This window comes from Nitrobacter sp. NHB1, assembly GCF_036964665.1.
In the GTDB taxonomy this organism is placed as follows: domain Bacteria; phylum Pseudomonadota; class Alphaproteobacteria; order Rhizobiales; family Xanthobacteraceae; genus Nitrobacter.
Window position 1 is genome coordinate 448,838 of record NZ_JBAMDA010000001.1, and the last position, 17,203, is coordinate 466,040.

Annotated in this window: 16 protein-coding genes; 5 read left to right on the plus strand and 11 right to left on the minus strand. The window is 62.6% G+C overall.

From position 1 onward, the window contains the following. Nucleotides 1-18: 18 nt before the first annotated feature. On the plus strand, nt 19-2,040 hold the full coding sequence (locus V4R08_RS02100) for a LodA/GoxA family CTQ-dependent oxidase (RefSeq protein WP_335577818.1): 2,022 nt from the start codon (nt 19-21) through the stop codon (nt 2,038-2,040). Nucleotides 2,041-2,043: 3 nt separating this feature from the next. Then, on the plus strand, nt 2,044-3,225 hold the full coding sequence (locus V4R08_RS02105) for an FAD-dependent oxidoreductase (RefSeq protein WP_335577819.1): 1,182 nt from the start codon (nt 2,044-2,046) through the stop codon (nt 3,223-3,225). A gap of 63 nt (nt 3,226-3,288) precedes the next feature. Here V4R08_RS02105 and meaB read toward each other — a convergent pair whose 3' ends face one another. The 11 genes from meaB to V4R08_RS02160 form a co-directional block, all read right to left on the minus strand. Next, entirely contained in the window at nt 3,289-4,269 is a 981-nt protein-coding gene (gene meaB, locus V4R08_RS02110) for a methylmalonyl Co-A mutase-associated GTPase MeaB (protein ID WP_335577820.1), read from the minus strand. A gap of 60 nt (nt 4,270-4,329) precedes the next feature. After that, on the minus strand, nt 4,330-4,680 hold the full coding sequence (locus V4R08_RS02115) for a HepT-like ribonuclease domain-containing protein (RefSeq protein ID WP_335577821.1): 351 nt from the start codon (nt 4,678-4,680) through the stop codon (nt 4,330-4,332). Continuing rightward, nucleotides 4,673-4,993: a nucleotidyltransferase family protein gene (locus tag V4R08_RS02120; protein WP_335577822.1), complete on the minus strand. Its 321-nt coding sequence runs from the start codon at nt 4,991-4,993 to the stop codon at nt 4,673-4,675. The genes V4R08_RS02115 and V4R08_RS02120 overlap by 8 nt, the downstream gene beginning before the upstream one ends. Before the next feature lie 37 nt (nt 4,994-5,030). After that, nucleotides 5,031-7,202 (minus strand): methylmalonyl-CoA mutase, encoded by a 2,172-nt coding sequence (gene scpA, locus V4R08_RS02125; RefSeq protein ID WP_335580151.1) that lies wholly within the window; start codon nt 7,200-7,202, stop codon nt 5,031-5,033. 6 nt (nt 7,203-7,208) lie between these two features. Further along, nucleotides 7,209-7,673 (minus strand): GFA family protein, encoded by a 465-nt coding sequence (locus V4R08_RS02130; protein WP_335577823.1) that lies wholly within the window; start codon nt 7,671-7,673, stop codon nt 7,209-7,211. Further along, a complete protein-coding gene (locus V4R08_RS02135; protein WP_335577824.1) occupies nt 7,670-9,568 on the minus strand; it encodes a methylmalonyl-CoA mutase family protein in 1,899 nt (632 codons plus the stop codon). The genes V4R08_RS02130 and V4R08_RS02135 overlap by 4 nt, the downstream gene beginning before the upstream one ends. A 213-nt stretch (nt 9,569-9,781) precedes the next feature. Beyond that, nucleotides 9,782-10,273 (minus strand): 2-amino-4-hydroxy-6-hydroxymethyldihydropteridine diphosphokinase, encoded by a 492-nt coding sequence (gene folK, locus V4R08_RS02140; RefSeq protein ID WP_335577825.1) that lies wholly within the window; start codon nt 10,271-10,273, stop codon nt 9,782-9,784. Between the two features lie 8 nt (nt 10,274-10,281). Next, nucleotides 10,282-10,647, minus strand: a complete 366-nt coding sequence (gene folB, locus V4R08_RS02145; RefSeq protein ID WP_335577826.1) for a dihydroneopterin aldolase — start codon at nt 10,645-10,647, stop codon at nt 10,282-10,284. A 17-nt stretch (nt 10,648-10,664) separates the two neighbouring features. Beyond that, nucleotides 10,665-11,522, minus strand: coding sequence for a dihydropteroate synthase (gene folP / locus V4R08_RS02150; protein ID WP_335580152.1), 858 nt, complete (start codon nt 11,520-11,522; stop codon nt 10,665-10,667). Between the two features lie 74 nt (nt 11,523-11,596). Then, on the minus strand, nt 11,597-12,004 hold the full coding sequence (locus tag V4R08_RS02155; protein WP_335577827.1) for a DUF4332 domain-containing protein: 408 nt from the start codon (nt 12,002-12,004) through the stop codon (nt 11,597-11,599). A 5-nt stretch (nt 12,005-12,009) separates the two neighbouring features. Further along, nucleotides 12,010-12,378 carry a hypothetical protein gene (locus V4R08_RS02160; protein ID WP_335577828.1) on the minus strand — a complete coding sequence of 123 codons (369 nt, stop codon included), beginning with the start codon at nt 12,376-12,378 and terminating at the stop codon, nt 12,010-12,012. A 191-nt stretch (nt 12,379-12,569) separates the two neighbouring features. Here V4R08_RS02160 and V4R08_RS02165 point away from each other — a divergent pair, with 191 nt between their 5' ends. The 3 genes from V4R08_RS02165 (at nt 12,570) to V4R08_RS02175 (ending at nt 17,005) form a co-directional block, all read left to right on the plus strand. Beyond that, nucleotides 12,570-14,138, plus strand: coding sequence for a helicase HerA-like C-terminal domain-containing protein (locus V4R08_RS02165; protein WP_335577829.1), 1,569 nt, complete (start codon nt 12,570-12,572; stop codon nt 14,136-14,138). A 129-nt stretch (nt 14,139-14,267) separates the two neighbouring features. Next, entirely contained in the window at nt 14,268-15,563 is a 1,296-nt protein-coding gene (locus tag V4R08_RS02170) for a glycosyltransferase family 87 protein (protein WP_335577830.1), read from the plus strand. Nucleotides 15,564-15,598: 35 nt separating this feature from the next. Then, complete coding sequence (locus tag V4R08_RS02175; RefSeq protein ID WP_335577831.1) at nt 15,599-17,005, plus strand: M20/M25/M40 family metallo-hydrolase; 1,407 nt, start codon at nt 15,599-15,601, stop codon at nt 17,003-17,005. The last annotated feature ends 198 nt before the right edge of the window (nt 17,006-17,203 follow it).

The window sequence follows — 17,203 nt, forward strand, 5'->3', positions numbered from 1 at the left end:
TTGTAGAGGGGATGCGCCGTGTCCGACACCATCAAGAGCATTCGCATCCACCCCGGTATCGGCATTGCCCGCCTGGGGAACAGTGACGAGTTTTACATCGGCCCCGAAGCGCCCGGGGTTGTGGTCGATCCGGGCGGTAGCGATGGACCGGGGCCGAACGGTGGAACCTACCGCGACAGCGGGGCACGGTTGAAGCGCCAGGCGCAGCGATATCGGGTGTATGCCTACGATGCCGATGACAAGGTCGTCGCGGAACTCACGTCGGATTCGGATCAGGTCCAATCCATTCGCTGGCGAGTTCATGTCAGGAACATGAAAGCGGCGAATTATGCATTTGAGGGTGCGTATTTGTTCGATCCGGACAAGTTGCGAAACCCGTCCATCCAGCCCGGCAAGAAGCCGATCGAACGTGACCAGCTCATCATCGATCCCGGTGTGCATACGATCGCCTCCGGGCAGGCCGGACCGGTCGTCATGAAGGGTGACGTTTTCGGAGGCATTGAGAAAGGGACGTTGCCGGGCGAATTGCGTTTCGAGGGTTTCACGCCGAAGGATCCGTCGAAAGAAGTTGAGGTCACTTATAAAGCCGCCAAGAATATCGAACTCGGGCAGCTTCGCCTCGATCCCAAGGACCGCCTGCTGTTCGTTCCGGCGCCGGGAAAAGGCGAAAGCGTCACGACACCCAAAGTGGTGTTGTCGAACCCGAGTGAAACAATGACCCCTCCGAACGGTCCGGAGGACGGCAAAAATCCGCTGACGAACCAGTTTGCCTATTTCAACATTCCGGGGTGGTGGGACGACACCTGCGGGGGTGAAATCGACGTCACGGTCACGCTCAAGGACGGCACTGTCTTGAGTACGCGCGACAACGTGAAATCGGCAACGGACGAAGGTACGCGCAATCCGCGTGCGGGGGCATGGATCGTCACCGCGCCACCGAAGTTTTCACCCTACATGTACCATGTGGTGTCCATTCTGGATCGCGTTTACGAGGCTTTTCCTGAGTCTTACCCGTACGCCAAGCAGAAGACGAATTTCTACCGCGATGTCTATCCGATCTTCGCCAAGGCGGTTAACTACAGTTGGGTGAACGCGGCGGCGGGGGGCGTTACGCCTGAAACCAAGGATCGCGCCCATGGTCCGAAGCAGCCGGGCAACTTGCTCAACAACGAGTACATGGCCGCTTTCACCGATCCGGGCGAGACCAGCAAGGCGACACGGCAGATGATCTACGGCCTGATGCGACATGCGCCCGGAAAGCGGGGACGGCTGGTCGATACGCTGATGCCGCCGCCGCCGGAGCGCCCGACCAGTTGGAAGAACGACGAATTCAAGCGCGACGAGGAAGACTCCAAGATGCCCAAGCTGTGGGGCACGGGGGGCAAGCCAGCGCAAAATAAGCAATTGGGCGTCAGTTTCCCGGATCAGTTCCTGAGCCTGACCGACTGGCAACTTAATCACATGAAGGAATGGGCGGACGGAAACTTCGAAGTCGGTGTGCCACCAAAGCCCGTCGCCATCGAGACTTTGCCGCTGGCTGAGCAGCCGCATGCACTGGACAGCTCGGCGCTTGAACCCACGATCGGCGGCGGTTTCCACCCCGGCATCGAATTCCCGTATCTGATTATCTATCGGGAAAATTTCGCCGAGGCGTTTCGCGTCAACAAAGGCATCGAGCCCGGCTCGGTCGCGGCCTTTATGTCGAGCCCGTGGCAGGGCGACTTCTGGTCGTGCGACATATTATGGTGGCCGACACAGCGGCCGGATGTCGTTTTCGAATACGACAGGAAGAACCGGACCAGAACCCACAAGGAATGGTTCCGCGGCTACGACGAACACGGCGAACCGCTATCGTCCACCGATGGTTACCATCAGATGGTCTATGCCTGGTCAAAACTGGGGATGGTGCTGCCCGTCAAGAATGAGGACGGCAGCTACCTGAAAGACAACGGCGAGACCGTGTTCGCCGAACAGGAGCGCGATCCGGCGTTGAACCGCCCGCCGGCCAAGCCCGCCAAGAGCAATAACAAGAGCAAATAGTTCGTGCCATCGACGCCGCCGCTCGACCGGACCAGTACAACATGGGACGTCGTCATTGTCGGCTCCGGACCTGCGGGCGCCGCAACCGCCATCACGCTGGCCAGGTACGGCCAGCGTGTGCTGTTGGTGGAGAAACGCGGATCCCCCAGCTTCAAGCTGGGCGAATCCTTGCCGCCGGCCTCGATCGGTCTGGTCAAACACTTCCTGGGAGATACTGAAGGTCCGGAACAGCAACTTCCGGGCCTTTTCAGTACCGCCGGCAATGTCTCGCTATGGGCGACCGAGCAGGCCGATACCACGGACTTTTTCTTCACGTCGACCGGCCACGGCCTGTGCGTCGATCGATTGGCTTTCGATGAAGCCCTGCGCACCAATGCGGTCGCGGCTGGTGCGACCTTGCTCAGGGGTGTCGGCTTCCAGTCTTGCGCGCGTATCGCTGACGGTTCTTTCAATTGGCAGCTAACGCTCAGCTCAGGCACGGGGACGCGGCAGCATCGCGCCCGTTATCTTGTCGACTGTTCCGGGAGGCAGGCCGTCGTGGCCAGGTCCCTCGGTGTCGCGACCGTCCCCAACGACGACCGGTTGTTCGCCTATGCGCAATGGTTTTCCTGCACCAGTGGCGATGATGACCGCTATACCCGGATCGAGGCCGCGCCGCAGGGCTGGTGGTACAGCAACCGCTTGCCGGGCACCGAAGGCGATGAAACCAGGCGGCTGGTGGTTTGGCACACCGACAAGGACCTGCCGGCGGCGAGACTGGCCGCGTATCGGCAAGGCTTCGAGCGGTTGCTGGACGGCTCCACGCATATCGCGCCATTGCTCAGAGCCAGGGGCTATCATCCTTGCGGGACAATCCGCGGCGCACCGGCCAACAGCCAGCGCTTACGCGACTTCTGCGGTGACGCCTGGATGGCGGTGGGCGATGCGGCGCAAGCCTATGATCCGCTGTCGTCGCAAGGCATCGATAAGGCGCTCAGGACGGCCAGCCACGCCGGACACATGATCCATTACGCGTTGACAGACTGTCCGCAAGGCACGACGGGATTGGACGGCCGCAATGCATACGTCCAGCAATACGATGAGCAGCAGCGCCAACTCTGGCAAGCGTACCTGTCGCAACGAGACTTCTACTATGGCATTCAGCCCCGCTGGCCGGATCAACCGTTCTGGCAGCGTCGGCGGTAATTAGCGAATGAAGCGACCGGATAGCGTCCTGCCTTAACCCCACAAGGGGAGCGGGAAGAAAATTCATCGCAGCAACTCCGCGATCTGGTCCGCCGCCAGCGCTGGCGTGACCCGGCCGTCGGCGACCGCGGCCTCGGTCGCCTTCACTTTGGCGCGGATCGCGGCGTCGCCGCGCAGGCGCGCCTTGAAGCGATCCTCGAACATCGACCACATCCACTTCACCTGCTGCTGGCTGCGCCGCTGTGCAAATTCGCCCGACGCATTCATCGCCGCGCGATGATCGAGCACCTTTTGCCAGAGCGTGTCGATGCCTGATCCGGTCAGCCCGGAGTAGGTCAGCACCGGCGGATGCCAGTGCTCGGAACGGGGGTTGAGAATACGCAGCGCGCTGCGATATTCCGCCGCCGCCCGGTTGGCGCGCTCGATATTGTCGCCGTCGGCCTTGTTGACAGCGATCATATCGGCGAGTTCGACAATGCCCTTCTTGATGCCCTGCAATTCGTCGCCGGCGCCGGGCAGCATCAAGGCGAGGAAGAAATCCGTCATGTCGCAGACCGCGGTCTCGGACTGCCCGGTGCCGACCGTCTCCACCAGCACCACGTCGAACCCCGCCGCCTCGCACAACAGCATCGCCTCGCGAGTCCTGGCCGCGACGCCGCCGAGCGTGCCGGCGGCGGGCGAGGGTCGGATATAGGCCGCCTCCGCCGCCGACAGCCGCGCCATCCGCGTCTTGTCGCCGAGGATCGAGCCGCCGCTGCGCACCGAGGACGGGTCCACCGCCAGCACCGCGACCCTGTGGCCGCGCTCGATCAAGAACATGCCGAGCGCATCGATGGTGGTGGACTTGCCGACGCCGGGCGCGCCGGTGATGCCGACGCGGATAGCGTTGCCGGTCGCGGGCAGCAGCGCCTGCACCAGCTCGCGCGCTGTTGACTGGTGATCGGCGCGGCGGCTTTCGATCAGGGTGATGGCGCGCGCCAGCGCCGCGCGATTGCCGGCGCGGATGTCGGTGGCGAGGAGTTCGAGATTTCCAGCGGCGTTCATCTCGCGAGTCTATTCGCGCACGATATGAAGCGCTTGAGGATGCGCACGGCGCAGCAACACTCAAACATCTGGCTTTGCGCGATGGAGGAGTAAATCTACTACGCGCTCCAACGGATTAAGATCGTCTGTATAAATCGCCCATAGAACATCGAGGTCTATTCGATGATAGACATGGCGGATGAAGTTGCCGAGATCAGCAACTTGCCGCCACGGAATATCTTGGTGCTCATTCTTCCAGTTTTCGGGAATGTGCTGCGATGCCTCACTGAGTATTTCAAGAAAACGTTCGAATGCTGCACGGGTTGCCATATCCGTAGCGACAGCATCGGAAGTCTTGTCAGTTAACAGCTTCCTGATTTCCAGAATCGCATTCTTCATATCCACCAGACGCCAATAAGTCCGGTCAGTCATTGAATACCTCAATGATTTCCGACCGAATCGTATTTGCCAGTCCAGGTTCTAAGCTACGCCGCATAAACATGTTTGCGGGGAGACCAAGTTCGTCGCTGATGATATGCGATATGCCGACAAGATCGATCAGAGAGAATTTCGCCTCGGGTTTGACATCAACGAGAACGTCAAGATCGCTATCAGGTCTGGGGTTGCCTCTTGCGCGGGAACCGAAGATCGCTAAGCGGCTTATCCCGCGCTCCCGAAGCCGTGGTTGAAGCCTTCGTAAGCTAAGAACAATTTCGTCGCGGCTGATCTTCGATATTGTGTTCATTCGACTCACCTATCACGATTCCGTCGAATCGTCTCCCTCACTCCGCCGCCTCGCTGCTGTGCCCCAAGCGAACGTTGAGCTTGCGGATCAGTTCTTCGGCCGCCTCGGCGATCACCGTACCCGGCGGGAAGATCGCTTCGGCGCCGGCCGCGTGGAGTGCATCGTAATCCTGCGGCGGCACCACGCCGCCGACGATGATCATGATGTCGTCGCGGCCTTGGCTTTTCAGCGCGGCCTTCAATTCCGGCACGGCGGTCAGGTGCGCGGCGGCGAGCGAGGACACGCCAAGAATGTGCACGTCGTTTTCCACCGCTTGCCGCGCGGCTTCTTCCGCTGTTGCAAACAACGGTCCGATATCGACGTCGAAGCCGATATCGGCGAAGGCGGAAGCGATCACCTTCTGGCCGCGGTCGTGGCCGTCCTGCCCGATCTTGGCGACGAGGATGCGCGGGCGACGGCCCTCGGCCTCCTCGAAGGCGTCGATCAGCGCCGGCACCCTGGAAACCTTGTCGGACATGGCGGCCGCCTCGCGCTTGTAGACCCCGGTGATGGACCTGATTTCGGCGCGATGCCGGCCGAACACCGTCTCCATCGCGTCGGAGATTTCGCCGACGGTGGCCTTGGCGCGCGCCGCATCGATGGCGAGCGCCAGCAGGTTGCCGTTGCCGTCGCCGGCCGAACGCGTCAGCGCCGCGAGGGCGGCATCGACATCCTCCTGCTTGCGCTCGCCGCGCAGCCGTTTCAGCTTGTCGATCTGCAAGCGTCGCACCGTCGAGTTGTCGACCTTGAGCACGTCGATCGGCGTCTCGTTCTCCGGTCTGTACCTGTTGACGCCGATCACCGCCTGCTTGCCGGCATCGATCCGGGCCTGCGTTCTGGCGGCCGCCTCTTCGATGCGCAGCTTCGGCACGCCGGCTTCGATTGCCCTGGCCATGCCGCCGAGTTCCTCGACTTCCCGGATATGGCCCCACGCCTTCACGGCGAGATCATGCGTAAGCCGCTCGACGTAATAGGAGCCGCCCCAGGGATCGATGATGCGCGTGGTGCCGCTCTCCTGCTGCAGGAAAAGCTGGGTATTGCGGGCGATGCGCGCGGAGAAATCGGTGGGCAGCGCCAGCGCCTCGTCGAGCGCGTTGGTGTGCAACGACTGGGTGTGGCCTTGCGTTGCCGCCATCGCCTCGATCGCGGTGCGGATCACGTTATTGAAGACGTCCTGCGCGGTCAGCGACCAGCCGGAGGTCTGGCAATGGGTGCGCAAGGAGAGCGAACGCGGATTCTTCGGATTGAACGGCTTCATGAGCTTGGCCCACAACAGCCGCGCGGCGCGCATCTTGGCGACTTCCATGAAGAAGTTCATGCCGGTCGCCCAGAAGAACGATAGCCGCGGCGCGAAACGGTCGACATCGAGGCCGGCCGCGAGTCCGGCTCGGACATATTCGACGCCGTCGGCAAGCGTATAAGCGAGTTCGAGGTCCTGCGTCGCGCCGGCTTCCTGCATGTGGTAGCCGGAGACCGAAATGGAATTGAACTTCGGCATCTTCCGCGAGGTGAACGCGAAGATGTCGGAGACGATCCGCATCGAGGGTACTGGTGGATAGATATAGGTGTTGCGCACCATGAATTCTTTGAGAATGTCGTTCTGGATGGTGCCCGACAGGCTCGAAGGCGGCACGCCCTGTTCCTCGGCGGCGACGACGAACAGCGCCAGGATCGGCAGCACCGCGCCGTTCATGGTCATCGACACGCTCATCCGGTCGAGCGGGATGCCGGCGAACAGCGTGCGCATATCGTAGATGGAGTCGATCGCGACGCCGGCCATGCCGACGTCGCCCGATACGCGGGGATGATCCGAGTCGTAGCCGCGATGGGTGGCGAGGTCGAAGGCGACCGACAGCCCCTTCTGGCCAGCGGCGAGGTTGCGGCGATAGAAGGCGTTGGAATCCTCAGCCGTCGAGAACCCCGCATATTGCCTGATAGTCCACGGCTGATTGACATACATGGTCGGGTAGGGGCCGCGTAAGTAAGGCGCGATGCCGGGCCAGGTGTCGAGGAAGTCGATGCCGTCGAGATCGGATTCGCCGTAAGCGGATTTGACCGGAATACCCTCGGGCGTCAGCCAAAATTCCGAGGATGATTCGGCGCTGCCGCCGGCGGCAGGAGCCGCGACCGGCGCGAAGGCGACATCGGCGAAATTCGGAATGCGGGTCATTGTCATTCAATCATGGTCCGGGTGCTGGTGGCTGATGATGGTCGCCATCTTCTCCGCCCCGTAATTTTCATTTGTGGTATGGCTCGGCAGGTTGACGATGGTCGCGACCCAGCCGAGCCGGGATTCGGTGCCATATTGCCGGGTCGGCACCAGCAGGTCGGGCCGGTCGAAAGCGCCGGTCATGATCTCGATGCATGGGCCGCTGATGCGGCTGAAACTCAATGGCGTGCCGCAGGCGGCGCAGAAAGCGCGTTCCGCGATGGAGGACGAGCGGAACGTCGCGGGCGTGCCCCTGGTCCAGCGAAAGTTCTCGCGCGGGATATCGGCGAGAGACGCAAACGGTGCGCCAGCGGCCTTCTGGCACATGCGGCAGTGGCAGATGCTGATCCGCATCGGCGAGGCTGTCAGCCCGAAGCGGATCGCGCCGCACTGGCAGCCGCCGGTCAGCGACGGTTTCACCTGATCGGTCATCGTTGCTCCAGTCGCCGCCAGACGTCGTTCAACACCGCCAATGCATCGCCGCCCGCGAAGATGAAGTTCTCCACGCCAACAGCGCGAAGCGCGGCTTCCTGGTCGGCGGGCCGTCCAGCCAAATAGATATGGCGTGCGCCCTCGGCATGAAAGGCTTGCACCGCGGCAGCCGCCTGATCGGCATCGACCGCGTCCGAGGAACACAGGCAGACCAATTGTGCTCCGGACGCCTTGAAGGCGGCGGCGAGGGTGGCTGTCTTTACATCTCCGGTGGCGACAGGCGAGGGAGGATCGACCGCCTCGATCCCGCCGGCCTCGAAGAAGCTGCGGGCGAAGGTCGCGCGCGCGGTGAAGTCGGCGGCGGTGCCGAGAGTGGCGAGAAAGACTTTCGGCCGCGCGCCGATCGCTGCAAGCATCGCGTCGGAGCGGTCGCGCAGTTTCTCGAAAACAGCGGCGAGCCGCATCGGCGCCAACGCATCGAATTTGATTTTCGCCTCGCCATAGGGCGCAAGTGCGACCGGCTTCGCATCCAGCACTTCCGGAGACTTCTCATGCAGGTCAGGAAATTCGCTGGCGCCGGTGAGCACGTCGCGGCGTTTTGCGACATTGGCTTCGCGCGCCGCGCGCGTCGCGGCAACGTTGCGCTGAATCAGGTTTTGCGTCAGCGCCGCGAATGCCCCGCCTGTTTTTTCAATCTCCTGAAATTGTGTCCATGCCGCTTCGCAAAGCTGCCGCGTCAGCGTCTCGATGCCGCCCGAACCTGCCGTCGGATCGGCCACTTTGGCGAGGCTGGATTCCTCCAGCAGAATGAGCTGGGTGTTGCGCGCGATGCGGCGCGCAAAGGTGTCCGGCAATCCGAGCGCCAGCGTATGCGGCAGCACGGTCAGGCTGTCGGCGCCGCCGAGCCCCGCCGAAACCGTGGCGACGGTGGCGCGCAGCATATTCACGTAAGGGTCGCGCTGCGTCAGCATCCGCCACGCGGTCTCGGCGGCGATGAACAACGGCTTTGGCGCGAGGCCGCAAGCCTGCTCGATCCGCGCCCACAACAGCCGCAACGCGCGGAATTTGGCCAGCGTCAAAAATTGGTCGGCGTCGGCGCTGAGCCGCGCGTAGATCATGCCGCGCGCAGTCTCGAGCGCGGTGCCGGCGCTTTCGAGGCCACGGAGATATGCGACCGCCGACGCCAGCACGAAGGCGAGTTCCTGCGCCTCCGATCCGCCGGCGTCGTGGATCACCCGGCCGTCGGCGACAATGAAGGGACCCTTGAAGCCCAGGGCGGCGAGATTGTTCGCAGCACCGGCCACCACTGGGACGATTTCGGGCCACGTATACGGACTCGATCCCCACACCGCGCAGGCGCCGAGCGGATCGAGACCGAAGCGGATGTCGCAGGCGGCGGGATCGAAGCCCTTGCCCTTGACGTAATCGGCGAGATGGATCGCGGCCATCCGCGACTGCGGCCCGATCTGCAACGCGATGGAGATGCCTGCGTCGAGAAAAACACCATCGAGAACTTTTGCGACAGCCTCCAGGGTCGGCGGCAGTCCGTACCCGTGCGCGCCATTGGCGCCGGCGAACACCAGCGTCAGGCCGCCAGCGCCGTTGTCGAGGTCGTGCAGCGCCTGCGCGTTGGCCTGCGCGGCGTCGGGATGATCGATCCGCTGCATGATCCGCCATGGCACTGCTGCGGTGCGACCGCCGATCGCGTGCGCGTTCTGCGCGCGCGGATAGATCGGTTCGATCCTGAGACCGTCATAGGTTTTGCCGATCAGCTTCTCGAACGGCGCGCCTTTCAGGACGCCACCGACTAGCTTGCGCCAGTCGGCGGCGGTGGCCGGTGCGAAATCGGCGGCCAGCGGCGGATCGGCAACGACATCGTCGGGGGCAGCGGGCATTGGTGCGCTCGTTTCCGGAAAGCCGGTTGTCAGAGTCTGATTCAACTGCGTTGAATCAGACTCTGGCCTTATCTTTTTGATCGAGCATGATCTTATCCGAAAACCGGTTCCCACTTTTCGGGATCATGCTCTTGCGCAAAATGCCATGAGGCGGCGGACAAGCCAAACAGTCGTTTGCGGGCAAGCGTTGACGGCCAAGCGTTGACGGCCAAGTCAGTCGAGGTCGGGCAGGCGCTCGATTCCGGCGCTCGATACGTCGGCCAGCGCCGCGGTCGGCGTTCGCCCCGCGATCATGCGATCCGGCGCGATTTCGGCAAGCGGAACCAGCACGAACGCGCGCTCGAACAGGCGCGGATGCGGTAACGTCAACTCCGGCTTGTCGAGGACGGCATCGTCATAGGCGATCAGATCGAGGTCCAGCGTGCGCGGACCCCAACGTGTCTCCTTGCTGCGGTCGCGGCCGAATTTCTTCTCGATCTTGTGCAGCGTGAACAGCAGCGCGTGCGGGTCGAGGCGGGTATCGATCTCGATGCAGGCGTTGACGAAACGATCCTGATTTTCCTCGCCCCATGGCGGGGTGGCGTAGTCGGACGAGCGGGCGACGAGCGCACCCTGCGTCATGCCGCAGATGTTGGCGATGGCTTTGCGAAAAGTCTGCCGGACGTCTCCGACATTGCCACCGAGCGCGATCAGGACGCTGGCCATGGCGACGGCTATTCCCTGTTGCGGGTGAGGGTGACGCCGACGTCCTCGAAGATCGCCGCGATCGGGGCATGCGGCTTGTGCACGGTGACCGTGATCGTGCTGATGCGCGGAAATGCTGCCAGCACCGCGTCGGCGACGGCGCCCGCGGCGCGTTCGAGCAGCTTGTAGTTGGCATTCTTGAATGCGGCGCTAGCCGTCGCCACCACATTGGAATAGGACACGGTATCGACCAGGCGGTCGGTCCGGGAGGATTCCGACATATCGGTCGACAGTTCGAGGTCGATCACGAAGCGCTGGCCGACTTCGGTCTCGTGCTTCATGACGCCGTGCTGCGCATGGATCACAAGGCCGCGGATAAAGATCGTACCGGTCATGGTCTGATGATCCCTGACTATGTCCTGGAATCGATGGCTTGCGCCACGCGCAACGCTTGCACTGTGTCCGCCACATCATGCGTGCGGATGATGCGTGCGCCGCCTCGTGCTGCGATCAGATGCGCGGCGAGCGAGCCGCCGAGCCGTTCCTTCGGCTCCGACGGCACCACCGTGCTGATGAAACGCTTGCGCGACGCGCCCACCAGAATCGGCAGGCCGAACGTCCGCAGTTCGTCGAGCCGGGCCAGCGCGACCATGCTCTGTTCCTGGGTTTTGCCGAAGCCGATGCCCGGATCGAGGACGATATGACCTGCGGGAATCCCGGCCTTCGCCGCGATCTCCAGCGATCGTTCGAAGAATGCCGCGATGTCCTGCATGATGTCGAGGCTGGCGTCAGCCTTGTCCCGGTTATGCATCACGATGACGGGCGCATTGTGCGCGGCGACCACGCGCGCCATGTCCGGATCGCGCTGCAAACCCCAGACGTCGTTGGCGATCGCGGCTCCGGTCTCACACGCCCAGGCGACGATCGACGATTTCATGCTGTCGATGGACACGGGAACGCCCAGCGCGACGGCGGCGGCCAGCACCGGCTTCAGCCGCAGCATCTCCTCGTCGTGCGAGACCGGCTGCGATCCGTAGGGGCGGGTGGATTCGGCGCCGATGTCGATGATGTCGGCCCCTTCCGCGATCATGCGGCGCGCCTGCGCCAGCGCCCGGTCGGGCGTGATGAATTGACCGCCGTCGGAGAACGAGTCGGGGGTGACGTTCAAGACCCCCATGACCGCCGGATATGGCCGCGACAGCAGCGCATGCAGCAGCGGATGACGTGCGTCATCCGTTATATGCCTGGATATGGAATCTGCCGCCGTCATGCGCTGGCTTTGCGCGGTCCCGAACATGGTGTCAAGGCGCGAAAAAGCCTCGTCGGAGACGCAGAAGGGGTGGCTCAATAGGTGATCTTGAGCGGAAGCTTGCGCGCTTGCGCGATCAGATCGCCGATTGATTTCTCTGACGGCAGAACGCTGACGAACTTGCGCCTGGTGTTCACGTCTTTCATGGCCTGAGCCAGACGAGCCGGGTTACGATGCGTCAATTCCCGTACCGTGGTGACGCCGGCCGCGCGCAGCAGCTTGGTCTTGCCGTTGCCCATCCCCGGGATACGCATGTAGTCGGCGTGATTGGCCCACTCCAGCAGTTGCTGTTCGCTGAATCCGGTCTTGGCGGCGAGCGCCTTGCGGCCTTTCGAGGTGCTGGCTGCTTCAAGGTAGGCATCTGTCGTCCGGATGCCGACGGACCTCAGCTTCTTGGCGTCGACGGCGGTCAGACCTTCGAGCTTGGCGATTGGATATGTCATGGCGTTCAGGAATACGAAGGTGCTTGATACGAATCGGCGAAGGTCCGGCATCCCGGAAACGATCGCGTCCGTTCGACCGCGTTTTCCGCGCCGGCTATCGTGCCGATCAGCGATTGAATCTTGTCGGCAGGACCTTCCTTGCGCTGAAAGTCCGGGATCGTGTTGACGGTTGTTCGCGCGACAGCAGAATCGGCGCCGGCTCTCGCGGCACGCCGCTCGACCAGTTCGTTCATGGTACCCCGCCTCCACCGGTTGATCGCCGGCTCATTGTTTATGATTTCATCATGAGACTCTTGCGATACGAAATACAAGCGACGAGGCAGAACAAACGACGATTGACCGTCAATCGCTTGAGGAGTGTTGCCGAGATGCAAGACCGACTGCCGGATTCATGCCAAAAACATCGCGAGTCACCCGTCATTTGCAGGGTGGAGCACAGCCGCGACTATGTCCGCGATCGTTCAGTGCGATGATTTTCGAAAGGCTCGCGGCTGTTCGCCGGTTTCAATCGGTACATAACATGAAGTAGGATGATGCTGCTCGGCGAGATCACGAAGAGGCGATCATGGCGAAAACGGCGACCGGGATCGGCGATACCGATCAAGGTATTTTCATCGGCAAAGGCGAGCAGCCGGCGTGGCTGACGCTAGGTCTCGCCAATCGGCACGGTCTTGTCACCGGCGCCACGGGAACCGGAAAAACCGTGTCGCTCCAGGTGATGGCGGAAGGATTTTCTCGCGCGGGAGTGCCGGTATTCGCCGCAGATATCAAGGGCGACCTGTCCGGTATCTCGGAGCCCGGCGAAGCCAAGGATTCCATACTCAAGCGCGCCAAGGATATGGGCCTTGCCTTCCAGCCCGATCAATTTTCGACCATTTTTTGGGATGTTTTCGGCGAGCAGGGCCATCCGGTGCGCGCGACCGTCTCGGAAATGGGTCCGCTGCTGCTGTCCCGCATGATGGATCTGAACGACGTTCAGGAGGGTGTGCTCAACATCGCCTTCCGGGTGGCGGACGAACAGGGACTGCTGCTGCTCGACATGAAGGACCTTCGGGCCATCCTCGCCTTTATCGCCGAACACGCCGCCGACCTGACGACGCAATACGGCAATGTCTCGAAACAGACCGTGGGGACTATCCAGCGCCAGCTTCTGGTGCTGGAAAACCAGGGCGGCGACAAGTTTTTCGGCGAGCCCGCGCTGTCGCTGACGGATTTCATGCGCACCGATCGCGACGGCCGCGGCATGGTCAATATTCTTGTCGCCGACAAACTGATGCAGAGTCCGAAGCTCTATGCGACATTCCTGCTGTGGATGTTGTCGGAGCTGTTCGAGCAGTTGCCCGAGGTCGGCGACCCGCCGAAACCGAAGCTGGTGTTCTTTTTCGACGAGGCTCATCTTCTGTTCAACGACGCGCCCAAGGCGCTGATGGACAAGATCGAGCAGGTCGTGCGTCTGATCCGCTCAAAGGGGGTCGGAGTTTATTTCGTCACCCAGAACCCGATCGATGTCCCGGACAAGGTGCTGGGCCAGCTCGGCAACCGGGTGCAGCATGCGCTGCGCGCATTCACGCCGCGCGACCAGAAGGCGGTCGCGGCGGCGGCGCAGACGTTCCGGCCAAACCCCAAGCTGAACACGGCGCAGGTCATTACCGAACTCGGCAAGGGCGAGGCCTTGGTGTCGTTCCTGGAAGGCAACGGTACGCCGGCCGTGGTCGAACGCGTGATGGTGCGGCCGCCGTCTGCGCGGATCGGCCCGATCACCGCGGAAGAGCGCAAGACCATCATGGACGGCAGTCCGGTGAAGGGAAAATACGACACCGCGATCGATTCCGAGTCCGCTTACGAGATGCTTCAGAAGCGCGTCGAGGGGACCGCGGCGACCGCCGATGCACCGGCGGAAGGCGGAATTCTCGGTCAGATCGGATCGATCGTCGGCGCCGTGTTCGGGACCAATACGCCGCGCGGCAGGATGTCGACGGGACAGGTGATCGCGCGCAGCGTCACGCGCTCCGTTACCAACAAAGTGGTCGGAGGGATCGTCGCCGATCTCGGCAAGTCGGTCGGCGGCTCGCTCGGCGGCTCGGTCGGGCGGGCGCTGGTGCGCGGCGCGCTCGGGGGATTGCTGCGGCGATAACGCGCTGGGCGGCGATGCTCTCCTTCGCGCCCTCTGCGGCATTGCCGACAGAGGAACGGTTTGCAGCCGGAGCCGCTTCTGATAACGCAAGGCGCGTGCCGAAGATGCCGCCGCGTCGACAACGGAAAAATGCTCGTGCTGAGATGGCCATCGTTCCGGCGTCCGCTGGATGTCCTGTTTCTTTTGGCCTGTATTCTGCTGACCGCCGATGTTCTGGTCCCCGAGATCTGGGGACACGGCAAGACCAAGGACTATTCGCTGTGGTACTGGGCCGGTCAGCAAGTCCTGCACGGCGGCGATCTGTATCCGCAAGGGCCGCACGACGGCTTTGCCTTCCTTTACCCGCCGCTGTCGGCCATCCTGCTCGCGATACCGAGCTATTTCGGAAAAATTCCGCTGTATCTCGGTCTGTGCCTTCTCAATGCCGTCGCATGGTGGATGACGGCACAACTCTCCAACGCCATGACCGGATCGGGCAGAAGGCCTGATCCCTGGCTTGAGGCCCTGCCGGGCCTTGTGACGATCACCTTCGTCTTCGACATGTTCGATCTCGGGCAGCCCAATCTGGTTCTTCTCGCCATGATGCTGCTCGGCTTCCTGTGGCTCTGGCAGGGGCGCGCATGGCTGTCGGGAAGCATGTTTGCGCTCGCGGCCGCCATCAAGGTCTTTCCCGTCGCCGTGCTGCCCTACCTGTTATGGCGCCGCCGATGGGCCAGCGCGGCCAGCATGGTCGCGTTCCTGGGCATTCTCCTGTTTCTGGCGCCGGCTCCGATCCGCGGCTTCGAGCGCAACGTCTCGGAGTTGACAACGTGGTATCGCGGCATGGTCGGATCGAACTCGGAGCAGGGGTTCGGGCAGCGCGACGCCCAGAACTGGTCCTGGGTCAATCAGTCGATCATCGCCGTCACGCATCGGTTGGTGCGCCCGGTCAATTACAACCAGATCGATCCCGCCAAGCCGGCGCAGTACATGAACCTCGCCGATCTCGACTACAAGACCGCGAACGCCGTCGTTCTGGCCGTCTTTGCCGCGATCGGGCTGGGCTTTATCGTCATCATTCCGGCACGATCGAAAATGACGCCGAGATCGACCGCCGAGGAAGTCGGAATTCTGTTCTGCCTGATGACGATCGCCTCGCCGCTGGCGCGGCAGTATTACTTCGTGTGGCTGTTCTTTCCGATAACGGTGCTGTTTCAGCGTTCCGCTTTCGACCTCCGGCCGAAGGCGCGGGCGATTTCGCGCTGGGCACTGGGCGCATCGTTTGCACTGATGGCGCTGTCGCTGCCGGTGTTTCCGAAAATTCTTCAAGCCGTCGGAAATAATCTCGTGGCGACGTTCGTTATGATCGCCGCGCTGGCGTGGCACATCCGTCACCCGTCACCGGCGACCGATCCGCATTCGACCGCGCCGCCCGAAAGAATCTGAGGGGTTGTCCGATCCGTAACTTCAGGGAAAACCAAATGTCCGGCACATCACAACTGCAAACGGTCCTCGACCACATCGACGCCGATTTCGACAACAGCCTGGAGCGGCTGTTCGCGTTGCTGCGCATCAAATCGATCTCCGCCGATCCGGCATTCGCCGGGGATTGCAAGGCGGCGGCCGATCATCTCGCCGCCGATATCGCGACGCTGAAATTTGCCGCCGAGGTCCGCCCGACGGCGGGCCATCCCGCGATCGTCGCCAAAAGCGACGGCAACACCGGATCGCGGCCGCACGTCCTGTTCTATGGCCACTACGACGTTCAGCCGGTCGATCCGCTGAATTTGTGGACCCGTCCGCCGTTCGAACCGGTGGTTACGAACCATGCCGACGGCCGCAAGATCATCGTGGCGCGCGGGGCGGAAGACGACAAGGGCCAGTTGATGACGTTCGTCGAAGCCTGCCGCGCCTGGATGTCGGTGGCGGGTTCGTTGCCGCTGGACGTGACGATCCTGATCGAGGGTGAGGAGGAGGTCGGCTCGAAAAACTTCGTGCCGTTCCTCGAACAGAACAAGAAGGATCTTGCCGCGGATTTCGCGCTGGTGTGCGATACCAGCATGTGGGATCCCGATACGCCGGCGATCACCACGTCGCTGCGCGGACTGGTCTATGAGGAAGTGGTCATCAAGGCCGCGAACCGCGACCTGCATTCCGGCATTTTCGGCGGCGGCGCGCAAAACCCGATCCGGGTGCTGACCCGGATTCTCGGCAGCCTCCATGACGACAACGGCCGTATCGCGCTTCCCGGCTTCTACGATGGCGTGAAGGATTTGCCGGCCGATATCCGCGCCCAGTGGGCGAAGCTCGATCTGACGCCGGACAGGTTCCTGAAGCCGATCGGACTTTCGCTCCCCGCCGGTGAAAAGGACCGTCTGCTGATCGAGCAGGTGTTGTCGCGGCCGGCCTGCGACATCAACGGGATCGTCGGCGGCTATACCGGCGAGGGCTCCAAGACCGTGATTCCGGCTCAGGCATCGGCCAAGGTCTCGTTCCGCCTCGTCGAAGGTCAGGAGCCCAACAAGGTCCGCGCCGCCTTCCGTGCCTTTGTGAAGCAGCGCGTGCCGGCGGACTGCTCGGTCGAGTTTCTCGATCACGCGGGCGCGCCCGCGATTGCGCTCGACTGGAACATGAAGCCGCTGGCCGCCGCGAAGCGGGCGTTGACCGAGGAATGGAACAAGGAGACGCTGCTGATCGGCTGCGGCGCGTCGATTCCGATCGTCGCCGATTTCAAGACCACGCTGGGTCTGGACACCGTGCTGGTCGGCTTCGGCCTTGACGACGACAACATCCATTCGCCGAACGAGAAGTACGACCTGAAGAGTTTTCACAAGGGCATCCGGTCGTGGGCGCGGATCCTCGTGGCGCTCGCGGAGGCACCGCGCTGAAGCGATCCTCACGCTCACATGAAAACGCCGCCCGGAATTGGGCGGCGTCTGGATTCGCTATGTAGAGGGTGATGGCGCGAGCCTACACCAATTCCGCGGTCGGGCAAGTTCGAGCGGGTTGCGGTCTCGGCTACCAGCTTTAGCGTTCCGAGACGAATTCGCGACTGGCGAGGCGTACGTTATGACGCTATCGTCACT